General features: G+C 30.1%; 18 protein-coding genes, 2 rRNA genes and 1 riboswitch. Of the genes, 2 read left to right on the top strand and 18 right to left on the bottom strand.

Annotation, left to right across the window (positions count from 1 at the left end; translation table 11 throughout):
• Nucleotides 1–17 precede the first annotated feature (17 nt).
• The 10 genes from hydF to WJW32_RS04400 form a co-directional block, all read right to left on the bottom strand.
• Nucleotides 18–1250 (bottom strand): [FeFe] hydrogenase H-cluster maturation GTPase HydF, encoded by a 1233-nt coding sequence (gene hydF / locus WJW32_RS04445; RefSeq protein WP_340255578.1) that lies wholly within the window; start codon nucleotides 1248–1250, stop codon nucleotides 18–20.
• The gene (gene hydE / locus WJW32_RS04440) at nucleotides 1228–2559 is read right to left on the bottom strand and encodes a [FeFe] hydrogenase H-cluster radical SAM maturase HydE (protein ID WP_340255575.1); all 1332 of its coding nucleotides are present in this window, start codon (nucleotides 2557–2559) and stop codon (nucleotides 1228–1230) included. Before hydE ends, hydF begins: the two co-directional genes overlap by 23 nt.
• A gap of 550 nt (nucleotides 2560–3109) precedes the next feature.
• Nucleotides 3110–4483: a [FeFe] hydrogenase H-cluster radical SAM maturase HydG gene (gene hydG, locus WJW32_RS04435; RefSeq protein ID WP_340255572.1), complete on the bottom strand. Its 1374-nt coding sequence runs from the start codon at nucleotides 4481–4483 to the stop codon at nucleotides 3110–3112.
• A gap of 16 nt (nucleotides 4484–4499) precedes the next feature.
• Nucleotides 4500–4745, bottom strand: coding sequence for a TM1266 family iron-only hydrogenase system putative regulator (locus WJW32_RS04430; protein ID WP_340255569.1), 246 nt, complete (start codon nucleotides 4743–4745; stop codon nucleotides 4500–4502).
• 647 nt (nucleotides 4746–5392) lie between these two features.
• Nucleotides 5393–7195 (bottom strand): NADH-dependent [FeFe] hydrogenase, group A6, encoded by a 1803-nt coding sequence (locus WJW32_RS04425; protein ID WP_340255566.1) that lies wholly within the window; start codon nucleotides 7193–7195, stop codon nucleotides 5393–5395.
• A 23-nt stretch (nucleotides 7196–7218) separates the two neighbouring features.
• Nucleotides 7219–9012, bottom strand: coding sequence for an NADH-quinone oxidoreductase subunit NuoF (gene nuoF, locus WJW32_RS04420; RefSeq protein WP_340255563.1), 1794 nt, complete (start codon nucleotides 9010–9012; stop codon nucleotides 7219–7221).
• A gap of 38 nt (nucleotides 9013–9050) precedes the next feature.
• A complete protein-coding gene (nuoE, locus tag WJW32_RS04415) occupies nucleotides 9051–9527 on the bottom strand; it encodes an NADH-quinone oxidoreductase subunit NuoE (protein ID WP_340255561.1) in 477 nt (158 codons plus the stop codon).
• 901 nt (nucleotides 9528–10428) lie between these two features.
• A complete protein-coding gene (gene hprK, locus WJW32_RS04410; protein WP_340255558.1) occupies nucleotides 10429–11352 on the bottom strand; it encodes an HPr(Ser) kinase/phosphatase in 924 nt (307 codons plus the stop codon).
• 4 nt (nucleotides 11353–11356) lie between these two features.
• Nucleotides 11357–13165: an excinuclease ABC subunit UvrC gene (gene uvrC / locus WJW32_RS04405; protein ID WP_340255555.1), complete on the bottom strand. Its 1809-nt coding sequence runs from the start codon at nucleotides 13163–13165 to the stop codon at nucleotides 11357–11359.
• Between the two features lie 532 nt (nucleotides 13166–13697).
• Nucleotides 13698–15014 carry a Na+/H+ antiporter NhaC family protein gene (locus tag WJW32_RS04400; protein ID WP_340255552.1) on the bottom strand — a complete coding sequence of 439 codons (1317 nt, stop codon included), beginning with the start codon at nucleotides 15012–15014 and terminating at the stop codon, nucleotides 13698–13700.
• Between the two features lie 128 nt (nucleotides 15015–15142).
• Nucleotides 15143–15252, bottom strand: a riboswitch (SAM riboswitch).
• Nucleotides 15253–15512: 260 nt separating this feature from the next.
• Here WJW32_RS04400 and WJW32_RS04395 point away from each other — a divergent pair.
• Both WJW32_RS04395 and WJW32_RS04390 read left to right on the top strand, forming a co-directional pair.
• The gene (locus WJW32_RS04395; protein WP_340255549.1) at nucleotides 15513–16421 is read left to right on the top strand and encodes a helix-turn-helix transcriptional regulator; all 909 of its coding nucleotides are present in this window, start codon (nucleotides 15513–15515) and stop codon (nucleotides 16419–16421) included.
• A 76-nt stretch (nucleotides 16422–16497) separates the two neighbouring features.
• Complete coding sequence (locus WJW32_RS04390) at nucleotides 16498–17124, top strand: GyrI-like domain-containing protein (protein WP_340255546.1); 627 nt, start codon at nucleotides 16498–16500, stop codon at nucleotides 17122–17124.
• Between the two features lie 589 nt (nucleotides 17125–17713).
• Here the strand turns inward: WJW32_RS04390 and uvrA are convergent.
• From uvrA to rrf (WJW32_RS04350), 8 genes are all read right to left on the bottom strand, one after another.
• Nucleotides 17714–20545: an excinuclease ABC subunit UvrA gene (gene uvrA, locus WJW32_RS04385; protein ID WP_340255623.1), complete on the bottom strand. Its 2832-nt coding sequence runs from the start codon at nucleotides 20543–20545 to the stop codon at nucleotides 17714–17716.
• Nucleotide 20546: 1 nt separating this feature from the next.
• On the bottom strand, nucleotides 20547–22517 hold the full coding sequence (gene uvrB, locus WJW32_RS04380; protein ID WP_340255543.1) for an excinuclease ABC subunit UvrB: 1971 nt from the start codon (nucleotides 22515–22517) through the stop codon (nucleotides 20547–20549).
• Between the two features lie 256 nt (nucleotides 22518–22773).
• On the bottom strand, nucleotides 22774–23085 hold the full coding sequence (locus WJW32_RS04375; protein ID WP_340255540.1) for a YbjQ family protein: 312 nt from the start codon (nucleotides 23083–23085) through the stop codon (nucleotides 22774–22776).
• A complete protein-coding gene (locus tag WJW32_RS04370) occupies nucleotides 23066–23281 on the bottom strand; it encodes a hypothetical protein (RefSeq protein ID WP_340255537.1) in 216 nt (71 codons plus the stop codon). Before WJW32_RS04370 ends, WJW32_RS04375 begins: the two co-directional genes overlap by 20 nt.
• Before the next feature lie 33 nt (nucleotides 23282–23314).
• Entirely contained in the window at nucleotides 23315–23593 is a 279-nt protein-coding gene (locus WJW32_RS04365; protein ID WP_340255534.1) for a hypothetical protein, read from the bottom strand.
• A 65-nt stretch (nucleotides 23594–23658) separates the two neighbouring features.
• Nucleotides 23659–23955 carry a hypothetical protein gene (locus tag WJW32_RS04360; RefSeq protein WP_340255531.1) on the bottom strand — a complete coding sequence of 99 codons (297 nt, stop codon included), beginning with the start codon at nucleotides 23953–23955 and terminating at the stop codon, nucleotides 23659–23661.
• A 428-nt stretch (nucleotides 23956–24383) separates the two neighbouring features.
• A 5S ribosomal RNA gene (gene rrf, locus WJW32_RS04355) occupies nucleotides 24384–24500 on the bottom strand.
• A gap of 37 nt (nucleotides 24501–24537) precedes the next feature.
• Nucleotides 24538–24642 (bottom strand): 5S ribosomal RNA (gene rrf, locus WJW32_RS04350); the annotation flags it as partial.

Here is a 24642-nt window from a genome sequence, read left to right as displayed (position 1 = left end):
ATAACCATCATTTTTGTTTACTCTCCAATATAAAGCTCTTTAGCAACAGGAAATGGCTCTAAAGCTCTTTCTAAAACCCCAGTTATATGACCAATCAATATTCCATAATTCACAATAGGAGTCTTATTTTCTCTAGCCTGCATAACCCTAAACTCCATCTCTTTAGGATTTAACATACATCCACCACAGTGAACTATCAAGCTATATTTTTTCATTTCATCTGGCTCTGGATAATTAACCCCAGAACTCCATTCAAAGTTTAGATTTTTACCACACATACCCTCTATCCATTTAGGAATTTTATCTTTTCCTATATCGCCTTCTTGTCTATGATGAGTACATCCCTCACATATTAAGACATTATCATTTTCTTTTAGTTTCTCTATTTGCTTAACTCCAAGAACTAACTCTTCTAAATCTGCCTTATATCTTGCATATAATATTGAAAAAGATGTCATAGGTATATCATTTGGAGTTAGCTTGTCTACCTTTTCAAAAGCTTGTGAGTCTGTTATTACTATCTTTGGCTTTTTGTTAAGACCTTTAAGAGTTGCTTCAAGCTCTGTTTCTCTTGTTATTATTGCTATTGCTCCATGATCTATTATATCTCTTGTAGTCTGTTGTTGAGGAAGTATTAATCTTCCTTTAGGTGCTGCCTTATCTATAGGAGTAACCAAAACTACATAATCATTTGGCTCTATTAAGTCTCCAACTATCTTTTTTTCAACATCAGTGTTTGGAGAATGCTTTATAATTAAATTTTTAAGGTCATCTACTCCGTCTCTAGTTTTTGAACTTACCTTTACAAATTCGATTCCAATCTCATCTTGTATATTATTTATCTCTTCATCTGATAAATTCTTTTCATCGGACTTGTTTATAACTCCAACCACAGGTATCTTCTTATCATTTATTCTATCTAAAGTTTCTTTATCAAAATCAGTTACCCCATCAATTGCACTTATAACTAGTACTGCAAGCTCAGTTTTATTTAATACTTGAAGAGTCTTTTTAACCCTAAGCTGACCCAAATCACCCTCATCATCAATACCTGCAGTATCTATTAAAACAACAGGCCCTATTGGAAGTATTTCCATGGCTTTATAAACAGGATCAGTAGTAGTTCCCGCCACATTTGAAACCAAAGCTATATCTTGATTAGTAAGTGCATTTATAAGACTTGACTTACCTGCATTTCTTTTTCCGAATATAGATATATGAAGTCTATTACTTCTCGGTGTTCCCTGCATCCTTATACACCTCCATGTCTATTTTTAAATAAGATGGAAACTCTCTATTAGCTCCCGTAACTGCATCATATGCAGATTTTAAATCAACCATATTTTTATCTGAATATATTTGGTAATTATATCTGTACTTAGCTGGAGTATTTATAAGCATTATAGTATTAGCACCAGCCTTTAATGCCTCTGCTTGAAGATCTGAGTCAATCGAAGCAAGTGCAGTAGTAGCTGGCAAGAAAACTCTCTTACATACAAGTCTTGTAACTGCAACCGCCTTCAAAGTCATATCTACATCTCCAGTTGGATAATTTTCAAGAGGAGTTCCCTTCGCAGGTATAAAAGGTCCTATTCCTATCATATTGATACCCATATCCTTAAAGTAGAGTATATCATTTGCAATATCCTCTTCTCTTTGACCAGGAAGCCCTATTATACATCCTGAACCATTTAAATATCCGAGTTCCTTTAACCATTTAGAGCATTCTTTTCTATCATTTATATCATCATCTGGATGAATAAACTTAAATATTTCTTCATTTGTAGTCTCTATTTTAAGTAAATAATTATTAGCACCAAGTTCTTTGAAATATTCATAATCTTCTCTAGGTCTTTCTCCTAAGCTTAAAGTTATCTTCATTCCAGTTTCTTCTTTAATCCTAGTTATTAAGTTAGCAATCCTATCCCTAGTCCACCAAGCATCTTCTCCAGATTGAAGTATTACAGTTTTTATTCCTATATTATGAAGAGAGTGAACGACTTCCATTATCTCATCCTCAGTCATTCTATACCTTTGAAGTCCATCAAGATTTCTTCTAACTCCACAATACTTACAGTCCTTTTTGCAGTAATTAGAAAACTCAATAGCTCCTCTTATATCTACAACATCTCCAACAATCTTTCTTCTCATCTCATCAGCAGCCTTAAAAAGAGCCTCCATTTCAGCCTTTCTATCTGTTTTAAGAAGAAGAACTATATCAGAATGAGTGAGATCTTGTCCATCTTCTATCTTTTTAAGAACATCTAAAAACTCATCTCTGATTATCGAGTTTTTAAGTCTATCTATAAGCCCTGTAAGCCTTTCTGGCTTTTCTTCATATATACCTCTTATAGTTATATCATTCTCTCTTAAATACTTCTCACTTATATCTCTATCTTTATCCTCAACCTTTATAGCAATAGCACAAACCGAACCATACTCAGCAGGAGCAGGAACTAAAGAAGTCTTAATTCCCTTATCCTTTAACAACTTATCTCCCCTTAACATATGATTAGTAGACCCAGCCATTATAAGAAAGTGTTTTATATTTTTATCCATATCATTCCTCCAAAGGTCTTTGTTTTCACGTTTTTAATCAATCTATATTTTACTCTTAGATATTTTTTTATCCCTTATTCTTTTCATGTTTATTTTTTGTGTTTTTTTCTTAGTTTTATGAGTTATCAAAACTATATATGGAAATACCACTCATACAACAATATTTCCATATATAATTTTTTAATATCAATCTTTATAATATAAAATCTACTTACAAATTTAAAAACTACACTTATAAAATAAATAGCATTGAAATGTTAGCGAATGATTTAAATATTTATAAATAAAACTTGCATTACATCGTTTCAATATACGTTAAGAAAGTTCGTTGTTTGACCGCTAGGGAGTTTAGAACTTTTAGAATATTGAATAAGATGTAATACTTAGTTTTATTATAAATATTTAATACATGAGTGGTATTTCAATGCTTTTTATTTTTGATTAGGCAGATAAATATGTTTTATTTTATTATAAATATTTAATCATGAGCGTTATTTTAATAAGCTTGATTTTTTGTTCAAGCACTTATTTTATGTTTAGAATAAATATCTTAGAAATAAAGATCCTTCTCTCCTGCTTCGATTCTTTCAAGTCTCTTAAGTGTCTCAGCCTTAACCTTTTCTCCCTCTATTTTCTCTATCTCTCTCTTAAGTAATTCTTCACCCATTTTTTTAGTTTCATCAGATGCTACATTTACTAAGTTTTCTTTAAATGTAAGTATTGCATTAGGTTGACAGAATTCATGTATATGAGCATCTTTTGCAAGCTCCATAAATGCCTCTCCTGTTCTGTGGTTTCTATAACATGCAGTACAAAAACTTGGAAGATGTCCTTGCTTACATACAACTCTTAAAATCTCATCTAATCCTCTTTCATCATTTCCTACAAATTGCTTAGCATCGTTATCATCTTCCTCATATCCACCTGGGTTAGTCTTTGAACCTGCTGACATTTGAGATACTCCAAGTTCTAAAAGTTCATCTCTTAACTCAGCACTTTCTCTTGTAGACATTATTATTCCTGTGTAAGGAACAGCTAATCTATATATAGTAACTATCTTCTTAAAGTCAGTATCACTTATTGGATATGGTATTTCTTCAATAGCTGAACCTATTGCAGGTCTAAGTCTCGGAACAGATATTGTATGAGGTCCTACATTATACTTATTATCTAGATATTCAGCATGTATAAGAGTTGCTAGAACATCGAATTTATAATCATAAAGACCAAGCAATGGACCTATACCTACATCATCAATACCTGCTTCAAAAGCTCTTTCAATAGCAGTTAATCTATAATCATAATCTGTCTTAGATCCGCTTACATGCATCTTCTTATAAGTAGGTCTATGATAAGTTTCTTGGAATATTTGATAAGTTCCTATTCCAACATCCTTAAGCTTTTTGAAATCCTCAACCTCAAGAGGTGCACAGTTTACATTTATTCTTCTTATATCTACATTGTCATATATAGCTTGAACAGAATCAACTATATGGTCTATATGAGTAACCCTTTTATCCTCACCGCATACTAAAAGTATTCTCTTATGACCTTGTTTCTCTATTGCACTTGCCTCTTCTACAACTTCACTTGGACATAAAGTTCTTCTATGTAACTCCTTATTATTTACTCTAAATCCACAGTAAAGACAGTTATTAGTACACTCATTACTAGTGTAAAGAGGTGCAAACATTACTATTCTATTTCCATATATTTTTTCTTTTATATATTTAGCAGTTTCAAACATCTTATTTAAAATTTCTTCATCATCTACCTGAAGTAAAGCTGCTGCTTCTGTAGATGTAAGTCCAAAACAATCCTTTGATTTTTCTATTATATCTAAAACTTCTTGCTTAGACACAGTCTTTGCATCCTCAAGAATATTATTTATTTTTTCCTCATTAATTATATTTAAAGTATTCATATCTAAAACCCCCCAATTATTTTTGTGTTAAAGCACTCTTTACAGTAACTCCTTGAAGCCTTCCAAGCCTTCCAGTTAAAGCTCCTATCTCATCATTAGTACCATCTACAATTATAGATATAACACTTAAATTCTTCTCTTTATAAGGTATTCCCATTCTTCCAACCACAATTTCTGCATGTATACTAAGTAATTTATTTACCCCATCTACACTGTCCTTATCCTCAACTAAAATCGCAACTACACCAATTCTCTTATTCATATAAGTCTCCTATTCTAGTCTAAATATTAAAATTTATTTTTCTGTTTTATATTTCGAATTTTTATATGCTTTGATGTTTTACTTTAACCTACTCACTATATACAAGACTACACTTTAAAAATTACGTTTATTTAAATGTTAGCTACTTTTTGGTTAATATTTTTCTATAAAATCTAGATTTAAACGTTTAAATCTACGTTAATAAACTTCATTGTCTGAGCGTAGCGAGTTTATGAAGTTTTAGTATATTTAATAAGTTTAAGTCTCTGATTTTATAAAAATATTGACTAAGTAGCGTTATTTAAATGAATGTAATTTTTCGATTAAATACTAAATCATAGTTTTAAAGTATAAATAAAAAAGCCTTCCTTAAAAAAAGATAAGGAAAGCCAATAATTTTAATATCACCCTCTCACCTTTTACTCAGATATACATCCTTGTAATTAGAATTTTTATAAGTCTCCTCTTGATGAATAAATCCATCAATTAGATTGAAATTTAATATGTCAGTAATATTGTCAAAATAGGTACAAACTATTTTGTCCCTATTTTCATAATACTCCTGTTTACTCAAGTTGTAAATTTTTTGTTTTTTACTTTTTTATTAAAGAGGTCAATAATTATATTGACCTCTTTATTATATGCTTTTAGCAAGATTCACATGAACATTTTTTAGAATCACATTTTCCGTCACAAGCTTCTTCTTTAGTTGGATATATTTCTTTCTTTGCATAATGAGTATGAAGTAACTCATGAGCCATATGTCCATTTGGTTTTCCTAAGAAATCAGCATATAACTTTTGAATTGATTCATTCTTATGAGATTTTCTAACAGGCATAAGAGCATCTTCTTCATATAAAGCCTTAGCTCTTTCTACTCTTAAATCTACTTCTTCTCTTACCTTAGCTGAAACCTGAGGCTGTCCTCCACCAGTTACACATCCTCCTGAACATCCCATAACCTCTATGAAATGATAATCAGCTTTTCCTTCTTTAATTAAGTCAAGAAGTTCAGATGCTGCTCCTGTTCCGTGAACTACAGCTACCTTAACAGTCATATCTCCTATTTTAACTTCAGCCTCTTTTAAGTTTTCTATTCCTCTAACAACATTGTATTCTATTTCTTCTAAATCCTCACCAGTAATTACATCAGCTACTGTTCTAACAGCAGCTTCCATAACTCCACCTGTAGCTCCGAATATAACCGCTGCTCCTGAGTAATCTCCAAAGAATTCATCGAATACTCCATCTTCTAATTTATTAAACTCAATTCTAGCTTCTTTTATCATTTTTCCAAGTTCTCTAGTAGTTAGTACTGCATCTACATCTCTTAATCCGTTAACTTCCATCTCTTTTCTTGCAGACTCAGTCTTTTTAGATGTACATGGCATTATAGACACTACATATATATCCTTAGGATCTATATTATTTATCTTAGCATAGTAAGACTTAAGTATAGCTCCCATCATTTGATGAGGTGACTTACAGCTTGATAAATTATCTATAAGCTCTGGATAGTAGAATTCACAGTATCTTATCCATCCTGGTGAACATGAAGTTATCATTGGAAGTGTTCCACCATTTTGAATTCTATTTAAAAGTTCATGTCCTTCTTCCATTATAGTAAGGTCTGCTGCAAAGTTAGTATCAAATACCTTGTCAAATCCGAGTCTCTTAAGAGCTGATACCATCTTTCCAGTAACTCTAGTCCCTATTGGAAGACCAAATTCTTCTCCTAAAGCTGCTCTTACTGCTGGTGCTGTTTGAACTAATACATGTTTAGTATTATCTTCTATAGCATCCCATACTTTTTCTACTTCAGATTTTTCTCTTAAGGCTGCAACTGGACAGACATTTATACATTGTCCACAGTACACACATGGTGCATCTGCCATACTTTGACCAAATGCAGGTGCAACTTCCGTATCTATACCTCTATTAGTAAATGCTAACACTCCTATATTTTGAACCTTTGAACATACAGCAACACATCTTCCGCAAAGTATACACTTATTAGGATCTCTTACTATTGAACTTGATAGATCATCTATTTGTTTCTCTTTTCTCTCTCCTTCAAATTCAACATCTTTAATATTTAAGTCCTCTGATAATTTTTGTAATTCACAGTTTCCATTTCTAGAACATGCTAAACAATCTCTATTATGATCAGAAAGTATTAACTCAAGATTAGCCTTTCTAGCCTCTCTTATCTTTCTTGTATTAGTCTTTATTACCATTCCCTCAGCTACAGGATGAACACAAGAAGCTTGAAGATTTCTAGCTCCTTCTATTTCAACTAAGCACATTCTACATGCTCCTATTTCATTTATATCTTTTAAATAGCAAAGAGTTGGGATATCTATTCCTATCTCCCTAGCAGCTTGAAGTATAGTATACTCCTTAGGAACTTCTATTTTTACATTATCTATAGTTAAAGTAACTTTTTGCACCGTAAACACCTCTCTTTTCATGATTATTGTTTAGATATAGCTCCAAATGGACATTTAGCTACACATGCTCCACACTTTATACAAGTATTAGTATTTATAACATGAGCTTCTTTGACATTTCCTTTTATAGCATTAACTGGACATGCCTTGGCACACAATGTACATCCCTTACATTTATCTTCAGTAATCTTGTACTCAAGTAGTGCTTGACATACTCCCGATGGACATCTCTTTTCATTTACATGAGCTTCATATTCATGTCTAAATCTCTTTATAGTTGAAAGTACTGGATTCGGAGCTGTTTGCCCAAGTCCACAAAGTGCAGAAGTCTTGATATTCTCAGCAAGCTTTTCAAGCTTTTCTATATCTCCTCTTTCACCTTTACCTTCTGTTATTTTCTCTAATATTTCAAGCATTCTCTTTGTTCCTATTCTACAAGGTGGACATTTTCCACATGATTCCTCAACTGTGAATTCTAAGAAGAATTTAGCTATATCAACCATACAGTTATCTTCATCAAGTACAATCATTCCACCAGATCCCATCATAGATCCAAGTGCTGTTAATGAATCATAATCTATTGGAGTATCTAAATATTCCTCTGTTAAGCATCCACCAGATGGTCCTCCAGTTTGAACTGCCTTAAACTTCTTACCGTTAGGAATTCCTCCACCTATTTCAAATATTATCTCTCTTAAAGTAGTTCCCATAGGTATTTCTACAAGACCAGTATTCACTACCTTACCTCCAAGAGCAAATACCTTTGTTCCCTTAGACTTTTCTGTTCCAATTGAAGAGAACCACTCTGCTCCCTTTAATATTATCTTTGGTACATTAGCATAAGTCTCAACATTATTAAGAAGTGTTGGCTTATTCCATAAACCTTTAACTGCTGGGAATGGAGGTCTTGGTCTTGGCATACCTCTTTTTCCTTCTATAGAATTTATAAGCGCTGTTTCTTCTCCACAAACAAAAGCTCCAGCTCCAAGTCTTATTTCCATATCAAATTCAAAATCAGTTCCGAATATATTTTTTCCTAAATATCCTGCTTCTCTAGCCTTGTCTATTGCTATTTGAAGTCTTTCAATAGCAACTGGATACTCTGCTCTTACGTATACATATCCTTGATTTGCTCCAACTGCATATCCAGCTATAGCCATGGCCTCTATAACAGAGTGTGAATCTCCTTCAAGAATAGACCTGTCCATAAATGCTCCTGGATCTCCCTCATCTGCATTACATGCAACATATTTTTGATCACTCTCTGTGTTGTAAGTAAATTCCCATTTAAGTCCAGTTGGGAATCCTCCACCTCCACGTCCACGAAGTCCTGACTTTTTAATTTCATCTATAACATTTTTAGGTGTCATTTCAGTTAATGCTTTTTTAAGTGCTTTATATCCATTTAGTTCTACATAATCATCTATATCTTCAGCACCGATAGCTCCACAATGCTCAAGAGCTATTCTCATTTGCTTTTTATAAAAAGGTACTTCTTCAAAAGGTTTAACTTCTCCGTCTTCACTAACTGCTTCTTTATATAAAAGGTCTTTTATTATCTTTTTACCTATTATGTGCTCATCAACTATTTTATCTACATCTTCAAGCTTAACGTGTGCATAAAAAGCTCCTTCTGGGTAAACAATAACTATAGGTCCTGCTGCACATAGTCCGAAACATCCTGTTTTTACAATCTTAACATCTTGTCTTATTCCTCTTTGTTCAAGTAAATTTTCCATTTTCTCTAATATTTTAAGAGAACTAGATGAAGTACAACCAGTACCCCCACAAACTAATACCTGGTTTTTATAAGCCATTAACAGTACCTCCTTGAATAATTTCTTCTATACTATTTTTATTTGTATTTGCTAAGTATTCCCTCAACATCACCAGATGTAAGTTTTCCATATACATCTTCATTAACAGTCAATACAGGAGCAAGTCCACAAGCCCCTATACATCTAGTAGCTACTAATGTAAACTTTCCATCCTCACTCGTCTTACCCACTTCTACATTAAGTTCTTTCGATACTTCATTTATGATATCTTGAGCTCCTTTAACATAACATGCAGTTCCAAGACATACTCCAATTACATATTCTCCTTTTGGTTGAAGTGAGAATTGAGAGTAAAAAGTTGCAACTCCATAAATTTCAGCAAGTGGAATATTAAGTTCTTCTGATATTTTCTTTTGAATGTCAATTGCAACACATCCAAATATTTTTTGAGCTTCTGTAAGCACAGGCATCAATGGTCCAGGTTTACCTTTATATTTTTGTATTACATGGTCTAATTTTTCAAAGTTTTCTTTAGTGAAGACATCTCTTGCCATCATGTACCTCCCCATATCTTATAAAATATTAATTTATTATGTTATGACAAAAAAACAATTTTCTCGAAACATTGTTAATTTATTGTCTTTCAGTTTTATTAAAAATATTATAACACGAATTTATTTTTTTGTGCAAATCTTTTATTTGCAACAATTTAAACATTTCTTAATTATCTACATATTGATATCGTTTTCATTTGTTTGCACTATGTATATTTATTTATAATACTGTATTTTAATTCATGAATTTGATATTAAATATCATTTACCGGTAATCGTGATTAATTTTCAAAATATATAATTCTAAATTTTACATGCTTTTTTTTATTCATTTTTATGTATAAAAATTCATTTTTTCATTTTTATAAACTTTGTTTTTGTATTCAACGTGAGTATTTATGTATTTTATGTTATTTTTTTAACACCCACTTTTTAATTTCACGCATAAATACTTTTTTTAGAATTTTCTTTTTATTTTGAATATTAATTCTTATTTTACATATATTTTCACTTTTTGTAAATATTTTTTTAATTCCCACTTGACAATTTAATAACATAATTATAATTATACCAATTCCTTAAATCACATATTTTTCTTGATTTTTTTTAAAAATAAATTATTTTTTATGAATTTTTATTTAATTTCAAATAATGTAATATGTTTACATCTAAATATTTTGTGTTTTTCTATATATACATATATATGTATTATTTTAGGAAATATCCATTTTAATAATTATACTTTCATAAGTATTCAAATTTAACCACAAATACATTACTTGAAAATGCATAAATAAACTTTTAACATTATATAAAAAAGAATACAATATACTTATATATAATTCCCTATATACTAAAAAAAAGCTACATTATATAAAATATATAATGTAGCTTTTTTTATCTATTTATCATCATCTAATTTTTTCATCAACCTATCATTAAAAACTTTAGCAGCATTATATCCCATCGCCTTTTGTCTATAATTTCTAGATGCAACCTCTATTATCATAGCCAAGTTCCTTCCAGGCTTTACTGGTATCATTATCTTTTCTACAGGAACTCCTAGTATATCCATATATTCTTCATCTATCCCAAGTCTATCATAATACTTTCCATCTTTCCAAGACTCAAGATAAACTATCATATCTATTAATTTACTCGGCTTTATAGCACCTACTCCATAAAGGCTCTTTATATCAAGTATTCCAACACCTCTTATTTCCATAAGATATTTTATAATATCAGGAGCTTTTCCTGTTAATAAATCTTCCTCTGTCTTTTTTATCTCAACAGCATCATCAGCTACAAGTCTATGCCCTCTTTTTATAAGTTCTAGTGCTGTTTCTGATTTACCTACACCACTTTCTCCAGTTATTAAAACCCCAATTCCATAAACATCTACTAATACTCCATGCATTGTTGTAGTTGGAGCTAACTTTTCATCTAAGTAATTTGAAATCTTATTTATAAATCTAGTAGTATTCATGTGTGTTCTTAAAAAAATCTTTTTATGCTTTTTACAAGCATCTATTGCATCTTTATTAGGTTCAAGTCCTCTAGTTAGTAAAAGAGCTGGAATATCATAAGCGAATAACTTATCTAATCTCTCCCATCTTGTTTTCTCATCTAAATATTGAAAATATTCATATTCTCCTTTTCCCACTATCTGCACTCTATCATATGCAAAATAATCAAAAAATCCCGCATACTGAAGACCTGGTCTGTTAACATCAGACGATGTTATATACTTCTCCACATTTTCTGGCATATAAACTACTTCTAACTTTAAATCTTCTATCATTTCTTTTACTGATACCTTTTCCATGTCATCATCCCTTCTCTAAGAAAAATTCGTAAACACTTTTTGCTGATTTTTTGTTCATACCTTCTACACTCTCAAGTTCTTGTAAAGTTGCTTTTTTTATATTATCTACAGTTTTATAGTAAGATAATAGATTCATCTTTCTTTTACTACCTATGTTCGGTATATCATCTAATATAGATTTAGTCATATTCTTAATTTTTAAAGATCTATGATAAGTTATAGCAAATCTATGTACCTCTTCTTGTATCAGATATATAAATTTGTATATATTAGAGTTTTTATCTAGTTCAATATCTCTATCAGGTGATATAAGACCTTTTGTTCTATGCTTATCATCCTTGTACATTCCCCATAGAGGGATATCAATATTTTTATTATCTAAAACTTTTTTTACAGCATTTACTTGTCCAATTCCTCCATCAAGTAATATTAAATCTGGATAATTTCCATTTTCTAATCTTCTGTTTACTATTTCTTGCATAGATGCATAATCATTTGGCCCTATAACAGATTGAATCTTATATCTTCTATATTCTTTTTTATCCTTCTTTCCATCTGTAAATACGACCATACTTCCTACCGAATCCACTCCTTGTATATTTGATATATCATATGCTTCTATTCTATTTGGCTTTTTCTCTAAATTAATTAGCTCTTTTATCTGATCTAAAACACCAGTAGTCTTTTCAAACTTCATTTTTTCTAAATTGGAGAACTTTTCTAATGATTCTAAGGCATTTTTTCTAACCATATTCACAAGATCTTTTTTTTCTCCTCTTTTAGGTATTTTAATATCTACATTTTTATTTTTAATACCACTTAACCACTTCTTTATTATCTCCATATCTTCTATTTCATCTTCTATTATTAACTCTTGAGGTATAAATACACCAGATGAATAAAACTGTTTTATAAAAGAAGCCATTATTTCTTCTCTTTCATTATCAATTACACCTTTTAATATATAGTGTTCTCTACCAACTATTTTTCCATTTCTAACAAAAAATATTTGGACACAAGCTTCATCATCTACTTTTGACATAGCTATTACATCTTGATTTATATCATTAGTAGATACTATCTTTTGTGTTTGTATTATATTTTCAATACTTATTATCTTATCTCTGTATTTTGCAGCTTTTTCAAACTCAAAATTATTCGAACATAATTCCATATTCATTTGTAGTTCTTTTTTAAGGTTTTCTATTTTACCAGATAGAATCATTATTGTCTCATCTATCATTTCCATATATTCTTCATTACTAATATTTCCAGTACATGGACCTATACACTTTTTAATATGATAATTAAGGCATGGTCTTTGTTTTCTCTGTATAGCTTTTTTTATATCTATACTACAAGTTCTTATAGGATATATATTTTTTATAAGCTCTAAAGTTTCATTAAGAGCAGTTATATTAGTATAAGGTCCAAAATATTTAGCCTTGTCCTTCTTTATCTTTCTAACCTTTAAAACTCTAGGATAATCTTCATTTAATGTTATCTTTATATATGGATAAGTCTTATCATCTCTTAATAAAACATTGTATTTAGGTCTGTATTCTTTTATTAGATTACACTCCAGTATCAATGCCTCAACTTCTGAATCTGTAATTATATATTCAAATTCAGAAATATTTTTGACCATAGACTTTACTTTTAAAGTATGATTTTTTGATACAAAGTACTGTCTTACTCTGTTTTTTAAAGATATAGCCTTTCCTACATATATTACATTTTTATATTTATCCTTCATTATATATACACCTGGTGAGCTAGGTAAATTCTTTAACTGTTCTTTTATGTCAAACATATTTCACCTCTTATGACTTATTATAATTAATTTTTAGAAATTTTAAAACAAAAATTTCGCTCTATGCTATAACTTAACTCATGGTGCTAACAATTTCTACTAACTACCTTGCTTAAAATATATTTTCAATATACATATATTACAAAATTTGATAGTTCCTAAAATCTAAGTTTATGATATAATAATAGTAACTATAATTTTTGTAATATAATAATAGTAACTAAAATTAAGGAGTGTGATTTCTGACATGTCCAACGGTGACAGGTCTGTTCCAACCCGAGTCAAAGACTACTCAGCATGTTTATCAATACTATTAATAATGTATTTTATTTCTAGTTTTTTAATCGGAATAATTTAAAAAAAGTCTACCTATAATTAGGTAGACTTTTTTACTTTATAATAAATTATATTACTTTCAACTTGTATATAACATTGATAAATGAACTAAACTTACAACTATTTTAATCAACAGAGTCGTGAGACTTGTTGGCACCATGAGTCAATGCGTAGCATTAGACGAATTTTTTATCTGCTAACTTACTACTTCATTTGCTTTCTTAGCCTTACTTTCAAGATTTGGATATCCAAATGATATTGCCAATATTCCAAATACAAATATTAGTATAGGATAGTGTAAATACTTTATTATAGCTAAAGGCGATATAGATGCAAGACCTGCTGCTACTAATATCTGTGCTCCATATGGAATTATACCTTGCCAAGCTGCTGCAAATATATCTAATATACTAGCACTTCTTCTTGGGTCTATATCATATTCCATTGCTATATCCTTTGCTATAGGTCCTGCCATAACTATTGCTATAGTATTATTAGCAGTACATATATCTACAATACTCACAATAGCTGCTATTCCAAATTCTGCACCTTTTTTTGTCTTTATTCTACTTCTTATAAATTCTAATATAAACTGTATTCCACCATTGAACTTTATAAGCTCAACAATTCCACCTACTATTATAGCTATCATAGCTAAATCTTCCATTCCAGATATTCCAGTTGCTACAGCCTGTATAAATCCAAATAATCCAAATGATTTATAATAAAGACCTACAACTCCTGCAAATAAAATTCCTCCGCCCAGTATTACAAATACATTAACTCCGAATAGAGCTGCTATTAATACTGATAAGTACGGTAATACCTTAACTATTTCATAAGTATATTCAGTATCTAAGCTAAGCTGATTTCCAGATGTTATAACTCCTAAAATTAGAGCAGTTATAATAGCTGCTGGTAAAGTTATAATAAAGTTTACTTTAAATTTATCTCTCATCTCACAACCTTGAGTTCTAATAGCTGCAATAGTAGTATCCGAAATCATAGATAAATTGTCTCCAAACATTCCTCCACCAACTACTGCACCAAGAGCTAATCCAACTGGTATTGATATCTTTGACGCAACTCCTATAGCAATTGGTGCAAGTGCTACTATAGTTCCCACAGATGTTCCCATTGAAAAAGATATAAAACATGCAATAACGAATAATCCAACAATCAATAAATTTTCAGGTAAAATAGATAAACTTAAATTTACAGTAGCATCTACTCCTCCCATTTCTTTTGCTACATTTCCAAATGCTCCAGCTAATATGAATATAATTGCCATAAGTATAATATTACTTTCTCCTGCACCTTTACAAAATACATCTATCTTAGTAGATATACTCTCTTTTGGATTCATAAATAAAGCAACCGCTGCCGATATTAAAAAAGCTACTATAACAGGCATCTTATAAAAATCATTAGTTATAATTCCTGATCCGATAAAAATAATTAAAAACACTGCCAAAGGCAATAATGCCCAAGGATTTCCTGACTTTTTGTTCATAGTATACACCCCTTCACTAAATTAAATATTATATTTCTAAAGCGATTTAGTGATTACTTTTTTATGCATAAAAAAAGTCTTCCCTAAATCGAGAAGACTCTAATAGCACAACTTAAACTATCATCATCTTCTCATCTCTCAAAGCTATAAGCTTTGTTGGACTTGGCACCTTTTCAAACCGTGTTTGAAGGTTGCCGAGACTTCACAGGGCCATTCCCTCCGTCTCTCTTGATAAGAAGTAAAAATTTATTTAATTTTCTTATTAATTAATAATACAGCCATATTATAGATTTGTCAAGAAATTATTTTCAAGAATTTTCAAGTGCATCTTGAATAGCATCAGTAATTTACTTTGGTACAAACCAAATCTAGTTTCTATTTTAGTATCTGTGGGTTATCAAAATGTTAGATATCACCAACAAATTCTAACGGACTCTGTTGCTCAAGATAATTTCAAATGTAGCTAGTATAATTGGTATAATATTATTGGGTGATAATATGCAGATAGATAGACTATTTAAGATTATATTTATATTATTGAATAAAGGTACAGTTACAGCAAAATATCTTTCGGAACACTTTGAAGTTTCAACAAGAACTATATATAGGGATATAGATAAGTTAAGTTCATCAGGTATCCCCATATACACCAGTAAAGGTAGTGGCGGTGGTATTAGTCTGCTTGAGAATTTTACTTTAAATAAATCTATTGTTTCAGAAAATGAACAAAATGAAATACTATTAGGACTTCAAAGTTTAAAATTAACTAAATCTCCGAATATCGAAAGTCTAATCAATAAATTAAATGCAGTATTTAAAAGTCCCAATAGTTATAACTGGATTGATATAGATTTTTCTCATTGGGGTAGCAAAAAAGATGAACATCAAAAGTTTACCGACATTAAAGCTGGAATAATAAATCATAATATAATTACATTTGAATATATAAGTTCTTATAGTAAGAGAACAATTAGAAGTGTTGAACCATTACGATTAGTTTTCAAATCGAAAACATGGTATTTACAGGGATTCTGTAGGACTAAGCAAGATTTTCGTACATTTAGAATTTCACGTATGAAAAAAATTAAAGTTGTAAATGAAACATTTGAACGAATACCTCCTGATGATTTGTCAATAGGATACGAAACAGTAGATTGTGATTTGATAGTAACACTAAAGCTCAGATTTAACCAGCAGATGGGGTATAGAGTTTATGATGAATTTGATGATGATTATATTATCGAAAATGATGATGGTAGTTTTAATGTAGAAGTATCTTTCCCTGAAAATGAATGGATATATGGATATATAATGTCATTTGGATACTTTGTTGAGGTACTTGAACCTAAACATATTCGAAATATTATAAAAGATAGATTAAACAAATCTATAGAACAATATAACTAATAATTTAAATATGACATACTGTTGTCAGGTAGTATATATTATACTACTAATATACCATATTGAAGGAGGAATAAGGATGAAATATGAATGGAGAAAGCAAGGCAAAGAATTATATTTACCAAAAAATAAACCTGAAGTTATTACGGTGCCAAACTTTAAATTCTTTATGATTGATGGAAAAGGTGATCCTAATAGTGAAGACTTTTCTGAAGCAATTGGGGTATTATATTCCTTATCTTATGCTTTAAAAATGTTACCTAAAAAAGGCATAATACCAGATGGATATTTTGACTATACTGTATTTCCACTTGAAGGTATTTGGGATTTAGAAGAAAAAGCAAGAACATTGGATACGCTAGATAAAAGCAAATTAATTTATACAATTATGATAAGACAGCCGGACTTTGTAACTGATGATTTAGCACAAGAAGTTATTGAAATTGTAAAAAAGAAAAAACCTCATCCCTTACTTGATAAAGTAAGATTTAATAGTTTAGAGGACGGACTTTGTCTTCAAATGCTACATTTAGGTTCTTATAACGATGAACCCGAGAGTTTTTCGATTATGGAAAATTATTGTACACAGAATAATTTAAAGCGAAGTTCCAAAATTCATAGAGAGATTTATATCTCCGATGCTAGAAAAACTCAACCTGATAAACTTAAAACTGTATTACGATTTAAAGTCGAACATAATGAATAAATATTAAATTTTAAAATTACTTTTATTTAAAATATAGGTAGCTACCTAGATTTCGTACAAACGAAATCTGGGTTATTTTTTTAGGGTCTGTGGGTTATTAAAAACTATCTATACAAATACCGCGAATACAACGATATTTTTACCATAGAATAAAAGACAAAAAAATAATACCATATTCTTATAAAAGAATTACCATTCAACAAGTACTCTAAAATAAGAAAGGTGGTATTATTTATGAAAAGAATAATATTTAAACATGATTATTATGAATAGGAAACTACTTCTGCTTAGTTGATTGCCTTTTTTGAAGTAATATGCATTTGAATATATTTAAAGTTTAAGAACTACACTTATAAAATAAATGGGATTAAAATGTTAGCGAATGATTTAAATATTTTTATATAAAACTTGAATTACAGCGTTTGAATACCCGTTAAGAAAGTTCGTTGTCTGACCGTAGAGAGTTTAGAACTTTTAGGGTATTCAATTAAGATGTAATGCTTAGTTTTATTAAAAATATTTAACACATAAGCGGTATTTTAATCCCATTTATTTTTTGGTTAAACACTATTTTTATAAATTTATAGTCTTAAAAATATTTCTTTAAAAACATTCCAGTATAAGAATTTTCATTATTTGCAACATCCTTTGGTGTTCCAGTAGCAACTATCATTCCTCCACCATCTCCACCTTCAGGGCCTAAATCTATTACATAATCCGATGTTTTTATAACATCTAAATTATGTTCTATTACTACAACAGTATTTCCTACATCTACTAATTTCTGAAGAACCTTAATAAGTTTATCTACATCTGCTATATGAAGACCAGTTGTTGGTTCATCTAGTATATACAATGTCTTTCCTGTAGATCTCTTGCTAAGCTCTGTTGCTAGCTTTATTCTTTGAGCTTCTCCTCCTGATAATTGAGTAGATGGTTGTCCAAGTTTTATATAAGAAAGTCCCACATCCATAAGGGTTTGAAGCTTTCTTTTTATCTTAGGTATATTCTCAAAGAATTCCAAAGCTTCTTCAACATTCATATCTAGTACTTCTGATATTGTCTTATCTTTATACTTAACATCTAGAGTTTCTCTATTATACCTTTCTCCCTTGCATACCTCACATTGAACATATACATCTGGTAAGAAATGCATTTCTATTTTTATAATTCCATCACCTTTACAAGCTTCACATCTTCCACCTTTTACATTAAAACTAAATCTACCTTTTTTGTATCCTCTAGCCTTAGCTTCATTAGTCATTGCGAACATATCTCTGATCATATCAAATACACCAGTATATGTGGCAGGGTTTGATCTTGGAGTTCTTCCTATTGGAGATTGATCTATATCTATTACCTTATCTACATAATCAATTCCTAGTATTTCTTTATGCTTTCCAGGCTTTATTCTTAAATTTTGAGTCTTTGCTGCAACTCCCTTATATAAAATCTCGTTTATTAACGAACTCTTACCAGATCCTGATACTCCTGTTATACAAGTGAACAATCCAATAGGTATCTTAACATCTATATTTTTAAGATTGTTTTCACTCGCTTTTTTAATTTCTATATATCTATCATCTGGTTCTCTAAGTTTTTCAGGAATAGATATCTCTTGTTTTCCACTAAGGTACTGACCTGTTATGGATTCTTCACACTCTTTTATTTCATCAACAGTTCCTTGTGCAACTATTTCTCCTCCATGTACTCCAGCACCAGGACCTATATCAACTACATGATCTGCTGCAAACATAGTATCTTCATCGTGTTCAACTACTATAAGTGTATTTCCTATATCAGTCAAATGTCTTAAAGTCTTTATAAGCCTATCATTATCTCTTTGATGAAGACCAATACTAGGCTCATCTAGTACATAAAGTACACCAACTAGAGCAGAACCTATTTGAGTTGCAAGCCTTATTCTTTGAGCTTCTCCTCCCGATAATGAACCAGCTTGTCTTGATAAATTTAGATAATTAAGACCAACATCTTGTAAAAAGGTTGTTCTATTTTTTATCTCTTTTAATATTTCAGATGCTATTATCTGTTGCTTTTGAGTCAAATCTATATTATTTATAAAATCTAGTAGTTCATTTATAGACATATCCGTTATATCAGTTATATTTTTATTGTTTATAAGAACAGATAGACTTTCCTTTTTTAGCCTTCCACCATTACATGTACGGCAAGGACTTTCGATCATAAAACCTTCTATCTTTTCTCTCATATATTCTGAAGTTGTCTCTTTATATCTTCTTTCTAAATTATTTATAACTCCTTCAAAATTTGATTGATAAGTTCTATATCCTCCAAATTTTGATTCATATTCAAATTCTACTAAAGTATTATTATTTCCATATAATAATTCTTCTACAAAATCGTCTGGTAATTCTTTAAATGGAACTTCTAATGATACATTGAACTTTGATGCAAGGCTTTCTACCATCTTGTAATAATAAGTATCTTCACTTCCAGCTCCTCCAACTGAGAACCAAGGAGCTATAGCACCTTTTTTTATAGATAAATCCTTGTTAGGTACAACCAAATCCTTATCAACCTTTTTCATATTTCCAAGTCCATTACAACTTGTGCATGCTCCAAATGGACTATTAAAAGAAAACATTCTAGGAGAAAGTTCTTCTATTCCTATTCCATGTTCAGGACATGTGAACTTGGTAGAAAACATCATTTCTTTATCTCCTATAAGATCAATAATAACAAGCCCTTCCGAAAGCTTAATAGCCATTTCTATAGAATCACTAAGTCTATTTTTTATATCTTCTTTTATTACTATTCTATCTACTACAACCTCTATATTATGTTTTTTATTCTTATTTAAATCTATTTCATCTGTAACCTCATAATTTTCACCATCTATTTTAATTCTTACAAATCCCTCTTTTTTTATTCTTTCAATTACCTTTTCATGTTTTCCTTTTTTACCTCGTATAACTGGAGATAGTATTTGTATTTTAGTTCTATCTGGTAGTTCTAATACCTTGTCTACTATCTCCTGAACTGTCATCTGACTTATTTTTTGATTACATATAGGACAATGTGGTTCTCCTACTCTTGCAAATAATAATCTTAAATAATCGTATATTTCAGTTACTGTTCCAACTGTAGATCTAGGATTTTTTGAAGTAGTTTTTTGATCTATTGATATAGCAGGCGACAATCCCTCTATATAATCAACATTAGGCTTTTCCATTTGTCCTAAAAATTGTCTAGCATACGCTGATAAACTCTCTACATATCTTCTTTGACCCTCTGCATATATAGTATCAAATGCAAGAGACGATTTTCCAGAGCCAGAAAGTCCTGTAAATACTATAAACTTATTTCTTGGAATAGTTATATCTACATTTTTTAGATTATGCTCTTTTGCTCCTTTTATAACGATATTCTTATTTTCCATATTAGTTTTCAATCCTTTCCTCAAGCTCAGCTATCTTATCTCTTATCTGAGCCGCTCTTTCAAATTGAAGATTTTTTGCAGCTTCTATCATTTCTTCTTTAAGTCTATTTATATTTTCCTTTAATTCGTCTTTGTCTATATTACTACTTATTCCATATGCAACTTCATCATCAGCTACCATAGTTGCCTCTATTACATTCTTTATTTCTTTATTTATACTTTGAGGAATTATATTATTTTCCTCATTATATTTTTGTTGTAACTCTCTTCTTCTATTAGTTTCATTTATAGCACTTTCCATAGATCTTGTTATTTTATCTGCATACATTATAACTCTACCATTCTTATTTCTTGCAGCTCTTCCTACAGTCTGTATAAGAGATGTTTCTGATCTTAAAAATCCTTCTTTATCAGCGTCGAGTATTGCAACTAAAGATACCTCTGGAATATCTAGACCTTCTCTTAAAAGATTGATTCCTACCAATACATCGAATTTACCCATCCTTAAATCCCTTATTATCTCTGTTCTCTCAAGTGTTTCTATATCCGAATGTAAGTATTTAACCTTAATTCCAGCATTTTTTAAATAGTCAGTTAAATCTTCTGACATTCTCTTTGTAAGTGTTGTAACCAATACTCTTTCTTTTTTAGATACGGTATTATTTATCTCACTTAATAAATTATCTATTTGATTAGTTATAGGTCTTACATCTATTTCAGGATCTAATAATCCTGTAGGTCTTATAATCTGTTCTGCAAATTCGCTAGAATTTTGAATTTCATAAGGACCAGGTGTTGCCGATACAAATAGCATTTGATTTATATTTTCTTCAAATTCACCAAAGTTTAGAGGTCTATTATCATAAGCAGATGGTAATCTAAATCCATTTTCTATTAATGATTCTTTTCTAGATCTATCCCCTCCATACATACCTCTTACCTGTGGTACTGTAACATGTGATTCATCAACTATTATAAGGTAATCCTCTGGAAAAAAGTCCATCAATGTATAAGGCTTTTCTCCTTCTTTTCTTCCTGTTATATGTCTTGAATAATTCTCAATTCCTTGACAAAATCCTATTTCTTTTAACATTTCTATATCATAGTTAGTCCTTTGTTCAATTCTTTGTGCCTCTATTAGCTTCTCATTTTCTTTAAAATATTTTACCCTATCCTCTAGTTCTTCCTCTATCTTGTGTAAAGAATTTTCTAATCTTTCTGGACTAGTAACATAGTGAGATGCGGGAAATATAGCTATATGATTTCTGCTACCTAATATCTCTCCCGTTATATAGTTGATCTCTGTTATTCTCTCTATTTCATCTCCAAAAAATTCTATTCTAATTCCTGTATCATCTGAATTAGCAGGCATTATCTCTATAATATCTCCTCTTACTCTAAATGTACCTCTTTCAAAATTAATATCATTTCTCTCGTATTGTATGCCTACCAATTTCTTTATAACTTCATCTCTATCTATTTGCATATCAGGTCTTAATGATATCATAAGTTCTTTGTAATCCTTAGGATCTCCAAGTCCATATATACAAGATACAGAGGATATTATTATTACATCATTTCTTTCAAGTATAGCTGCAGTTGCAGAATGTCGTAGTTTATCTATTTCTTCATTTATAGATGCATCCTTTTCTATATATGTATCAGTTTGCATAACATAAGCCTCTGGCTGATAATAATTATAATAACTTACAAAATACTCAACTGCATTATTTGGAAAGAAATCCTTAAACTCACTATATAGTTGAGCTGCTAATGTCTTATTGTGAGCTATAATAAGTGTTGGTTTTTGAACCTTCTCTATTACATTTGCCATTGTAAAAGTTTTACCTGATCCTGTAACTCCTAATAAACTCGTGAATTTATTATTATTATTTATTGAATTTACTATTTTTTCTATAGCCTGTGGCTGATCCCCCGTCGGCTTAAACTTAGACTCTATCTTAAATTCCACCAAACCACCTCTTTTCGAACATTAGTTCTTACATCATATGTAAATTATACATTTAAAATTTTTTAAATTCAACACTCTAATATTAATATACCTAAATATACTAGATTTAATCAGCATTAAATTGCATAAAAAAAAAGACTTCCATGGGGGGTAGAAGTCTTTTTTAGGGGAGATTGAGTTAACTTGTTTTACAAGCTTAATTATATAATGGCCAGTATTTATATTTTTTATACATGGATTTTTAAATTTTTTTACTTTATTTAAATTTAACCGCTGTTCCATAAACTAAAATTTCAGCTGCACCCTGCATAATATTACTTGTTGAGTATCTAATGTTTATTATTCCATCCGCTCCAAGAACTTCTGCTTCATCGACCATTCTTTTAACAGCAATTTTACGAGCTTCATCCAGCATCTCTTTATATGCTGTAAGCTCCCCCCCAACAATTGTTTTTAATCCACTTAAAATATCCTTTCCTACATGCTTAGATCTTATAGTTGAACCTTTAACAACCTCTAAAGTTTCAATTTCTTTTCCCGTTACAAAATCAGTATTTACTAATATCATCCTTCTCTTCCTCCTTAATTTCTTTAATTCTTTGATTTATCGTAAATATCATTGCACTAAGTAACGCTATAGCAATTATTCCTATTACTATATTAGATATAATACTATCTATACCATATGCAATAAGTAAAAAATATAAACAAATAGCTAAAATTGTTAAACTACCACATATTATAGGAGCTATAAACTTTTTCATAAATATATTCTCCTTTCAGTATATATTTTAATCTTAAAAATTTCTTGATATCAAAATTATAAATGTAAAAAATGCAGCTATATAATATCTATATCCTCTTCTGGAATTTTTAGCAAATATTTCGCTACTCCCATATAAGCCAAATCCTACTATAAGCATTATCTGCTGTATATTCATCAATGTAAAGATAGATTCATTATCTAAACTTTTTTTGTTCAAAAAATATATAACTGCTACTATAATTGCGCCTACTAAACATATTGTTGCTCCTAAGTTATATACCCACCAATTCTCATTTTTATAATCTAACATAACTTATCTCCTTAGTCCAGATATCTAATACCTTGAAAAAACATTTATATTATACCGATTTCACCCTATAAAAATCTATACTTTATCTGAGATAGAACAGAAATTGTAAGTGTCCATATCATAATAAAATAATATAAATACCCTATTTTTTTCTTTTTAGCAAAAACTTCTTCACTCCCAAATAACCCAAAACCTACTATAATCATTATCTTTTCTATGTTTATTAATTGTAATTTTAATGTTATACTATCTAAAGTTTTTATATTTATAAATTGTAGAATTATAGATATGATAAAAATTATTGAACATACCATTTCTCCTAAATCATATACCTTCCAGTTTTCATTTTTATAATCTAACATAGTTCATTCTCCTTCACAAAAAATATTATATGTTAGATTATACCATAACCATCCACATTCATTATAAGTGCTAGTTTTATTGATATTTAAATGTTTTTCTTATTTTAACTCTTCGAGTAGTTACGTAATCTTTTTTTCTTCAGCATTAAATTTATTATATTTACTATTGTTCTCCATACTAAAAAATGGTGGTTATTAAAATGTTAGCAGATGATTTAAATATTTCGTATATAGAACTTGTATTATACCGTTTAAATATACGTTAAAAAACTTCTTATGTCTGACCCTACGGGGAGTTTAAGAAGTTTTAGTATATTTAATAAGGTATAATGCTTAGTTCTATCGAAATATTTAACACATTTGCGGTATTTTAATGACCACCATTTTCCAACCAACCACTATGCAATAAATAAAAAATAAAAAAGATTACGTGGCTACGTCCTACTCTCCCAGAGGGCTGCCCCCCAAGTACCATCGGCGCTAAAGAGCTTAACTTCTGTGTTCGGAATGGGAACAGGTGTATCCTCTTTGCTATAACAACCACATAATCTTATTATTTTTGTTTGATCTCTTAAAGAAATCACGTGGCTACGTCTTACTCTCCCAGGGGGCTGCCCCCCAAGTACCATCAGCGCTAAAGAGCTTAACTTCTGTGTTCGGAATGGGAACAGGTGTATCCTCTTTGCT

The sequence above is a fragment of the Tepidibacter sp. Z1-5 genome (genome assembly GCF_037844525.1).
Lineage (GTDB): Bacteria > Bacillota > Clostridia > Peptostreptococcales > Peptostreptococcaceae > Tepidibacter_A.
The sequence above is the reverse complement of the archived record's forward strand: the minus strand, read 5'-3'. Positions and strand labels throughout refer to the sequence as shown.

What these genes read in the sequence shown, in the direction of transcription:
- hydE (WP_340255575.1), bottom strand. Translation starts at nt 2,559, where the DNA reads ATGGATAAAAATATAAAACACTTTCTTATAATGGCTGGGTCTACTAAT.
- WJW32_RS04370 (WP_340255537.1), bottom strand. Translation starts at nt 23,281, where the DNA reads ATGAAAAAGTTTATAGCTCCTATAATATGTGGTAGTTTAACAATTTTA.
- uvrC (WP_340255555.1), bottom strand. Translation starts at nt 13,165, where the DNA reads ATGTTTGACATAAAAGAACAGTTAAAGAATTTACCTAGCTCACCAGGT.
- WJW32_RS04400 (WP_340255552.1), bottom strand. Translation starts at nt 15,014, where the DNA reads ATGAACAAAAAGTCAGGAAATCCTTGGGCATTATTGCCTTTGGCAGTG.
- WJW32_RS04430 (WP_340255569.1), bottom strand. Translation starts at nt 4,745, where the DNA reads ATGAATAAGAGAATTGGTGTAGTTGCGATTTTAGTTGAGGATAAGGAC.
- WJW32_RS04395 (WP_340255549.1), top strand. Translation starts at nt 15,513, where the DNA reads ATGCAGATAGATAGACTATTTAAGATTATATTTATATTATTGAATAAA.
- hydF (WP_340255578.1), bottom strand. Translation starts at nt 1,250, where the DNA reads ATGCAGGGAACACCGAGAAGTAATAGACTTCATATATCTATATTCGGA.
- WJW32_RS04390 (WP_340255546.1), top strand. Translation starts at nt 16,498, where the DNA reads ATGAAATATGAATGGAGAAAGCAAGGCAAAGAATTATATTTACCAAAA.
- hprK (WP_340255558.1), bottom strand. Translation starts at nt 11,352, where the DNA reads ATGGAAAAGGTATCAGTAAAAGAAATGATAGAAGATTTAAAGTTAGAA.
- WJW32_RS04360 (WP_340255531.1), bottom strand. Translation starts at nt 23,955, where the DNA reads ATGTTAGATTATAAAAATGAAAACTGGAAGGTATATGATTTAGGAGAA.
- nuoE (WP_340255561.1), bottom strand. Translation starts at nt 9,527, where the DNA reads ATGGCAAGAGATGTCTTCACTAAAGAAAACTTTGAAAAATTAGACCAT.
- hydG (WP_340255572.1), bottom strand. Translation starts at nt 4,483, where the DNA reads ATGAATACTTTAAATATAATTAATGAGGAAAAAATAAATAATATTCTT.
- WJW32_RS04365 (WP_340255534.1), bottom strand. Translation starts at nt 23,593, where the DNA reads ATGTTAGATTATAAAAATGAGAATTGGTGGGTATATAACTTAGGAGCA.
- uvrA (WP_340255623.1), bottom strand. Translation starts at nt 20,545, where the DNA reads ATGGAAAATAAGAATATCGTTATAAAAGGAGCAAAAGAGCATAATCTA.
- WJW32_RS04375 (WP_340255540.1), bottom strand. Translation starts at nt 23,085, where the DNA reads ATGATATTAGTAAATACTGATTTTGTAACGGGAAAAGAAATTGAAACT.
- nuoF (WP_340255563.1), bottom strand. Translation starts at nt 9,012, where the DNA reads ATGGCTTATAAAAACCAGGTATTAGTTTGTGGGGGTACTGGTTGTACT.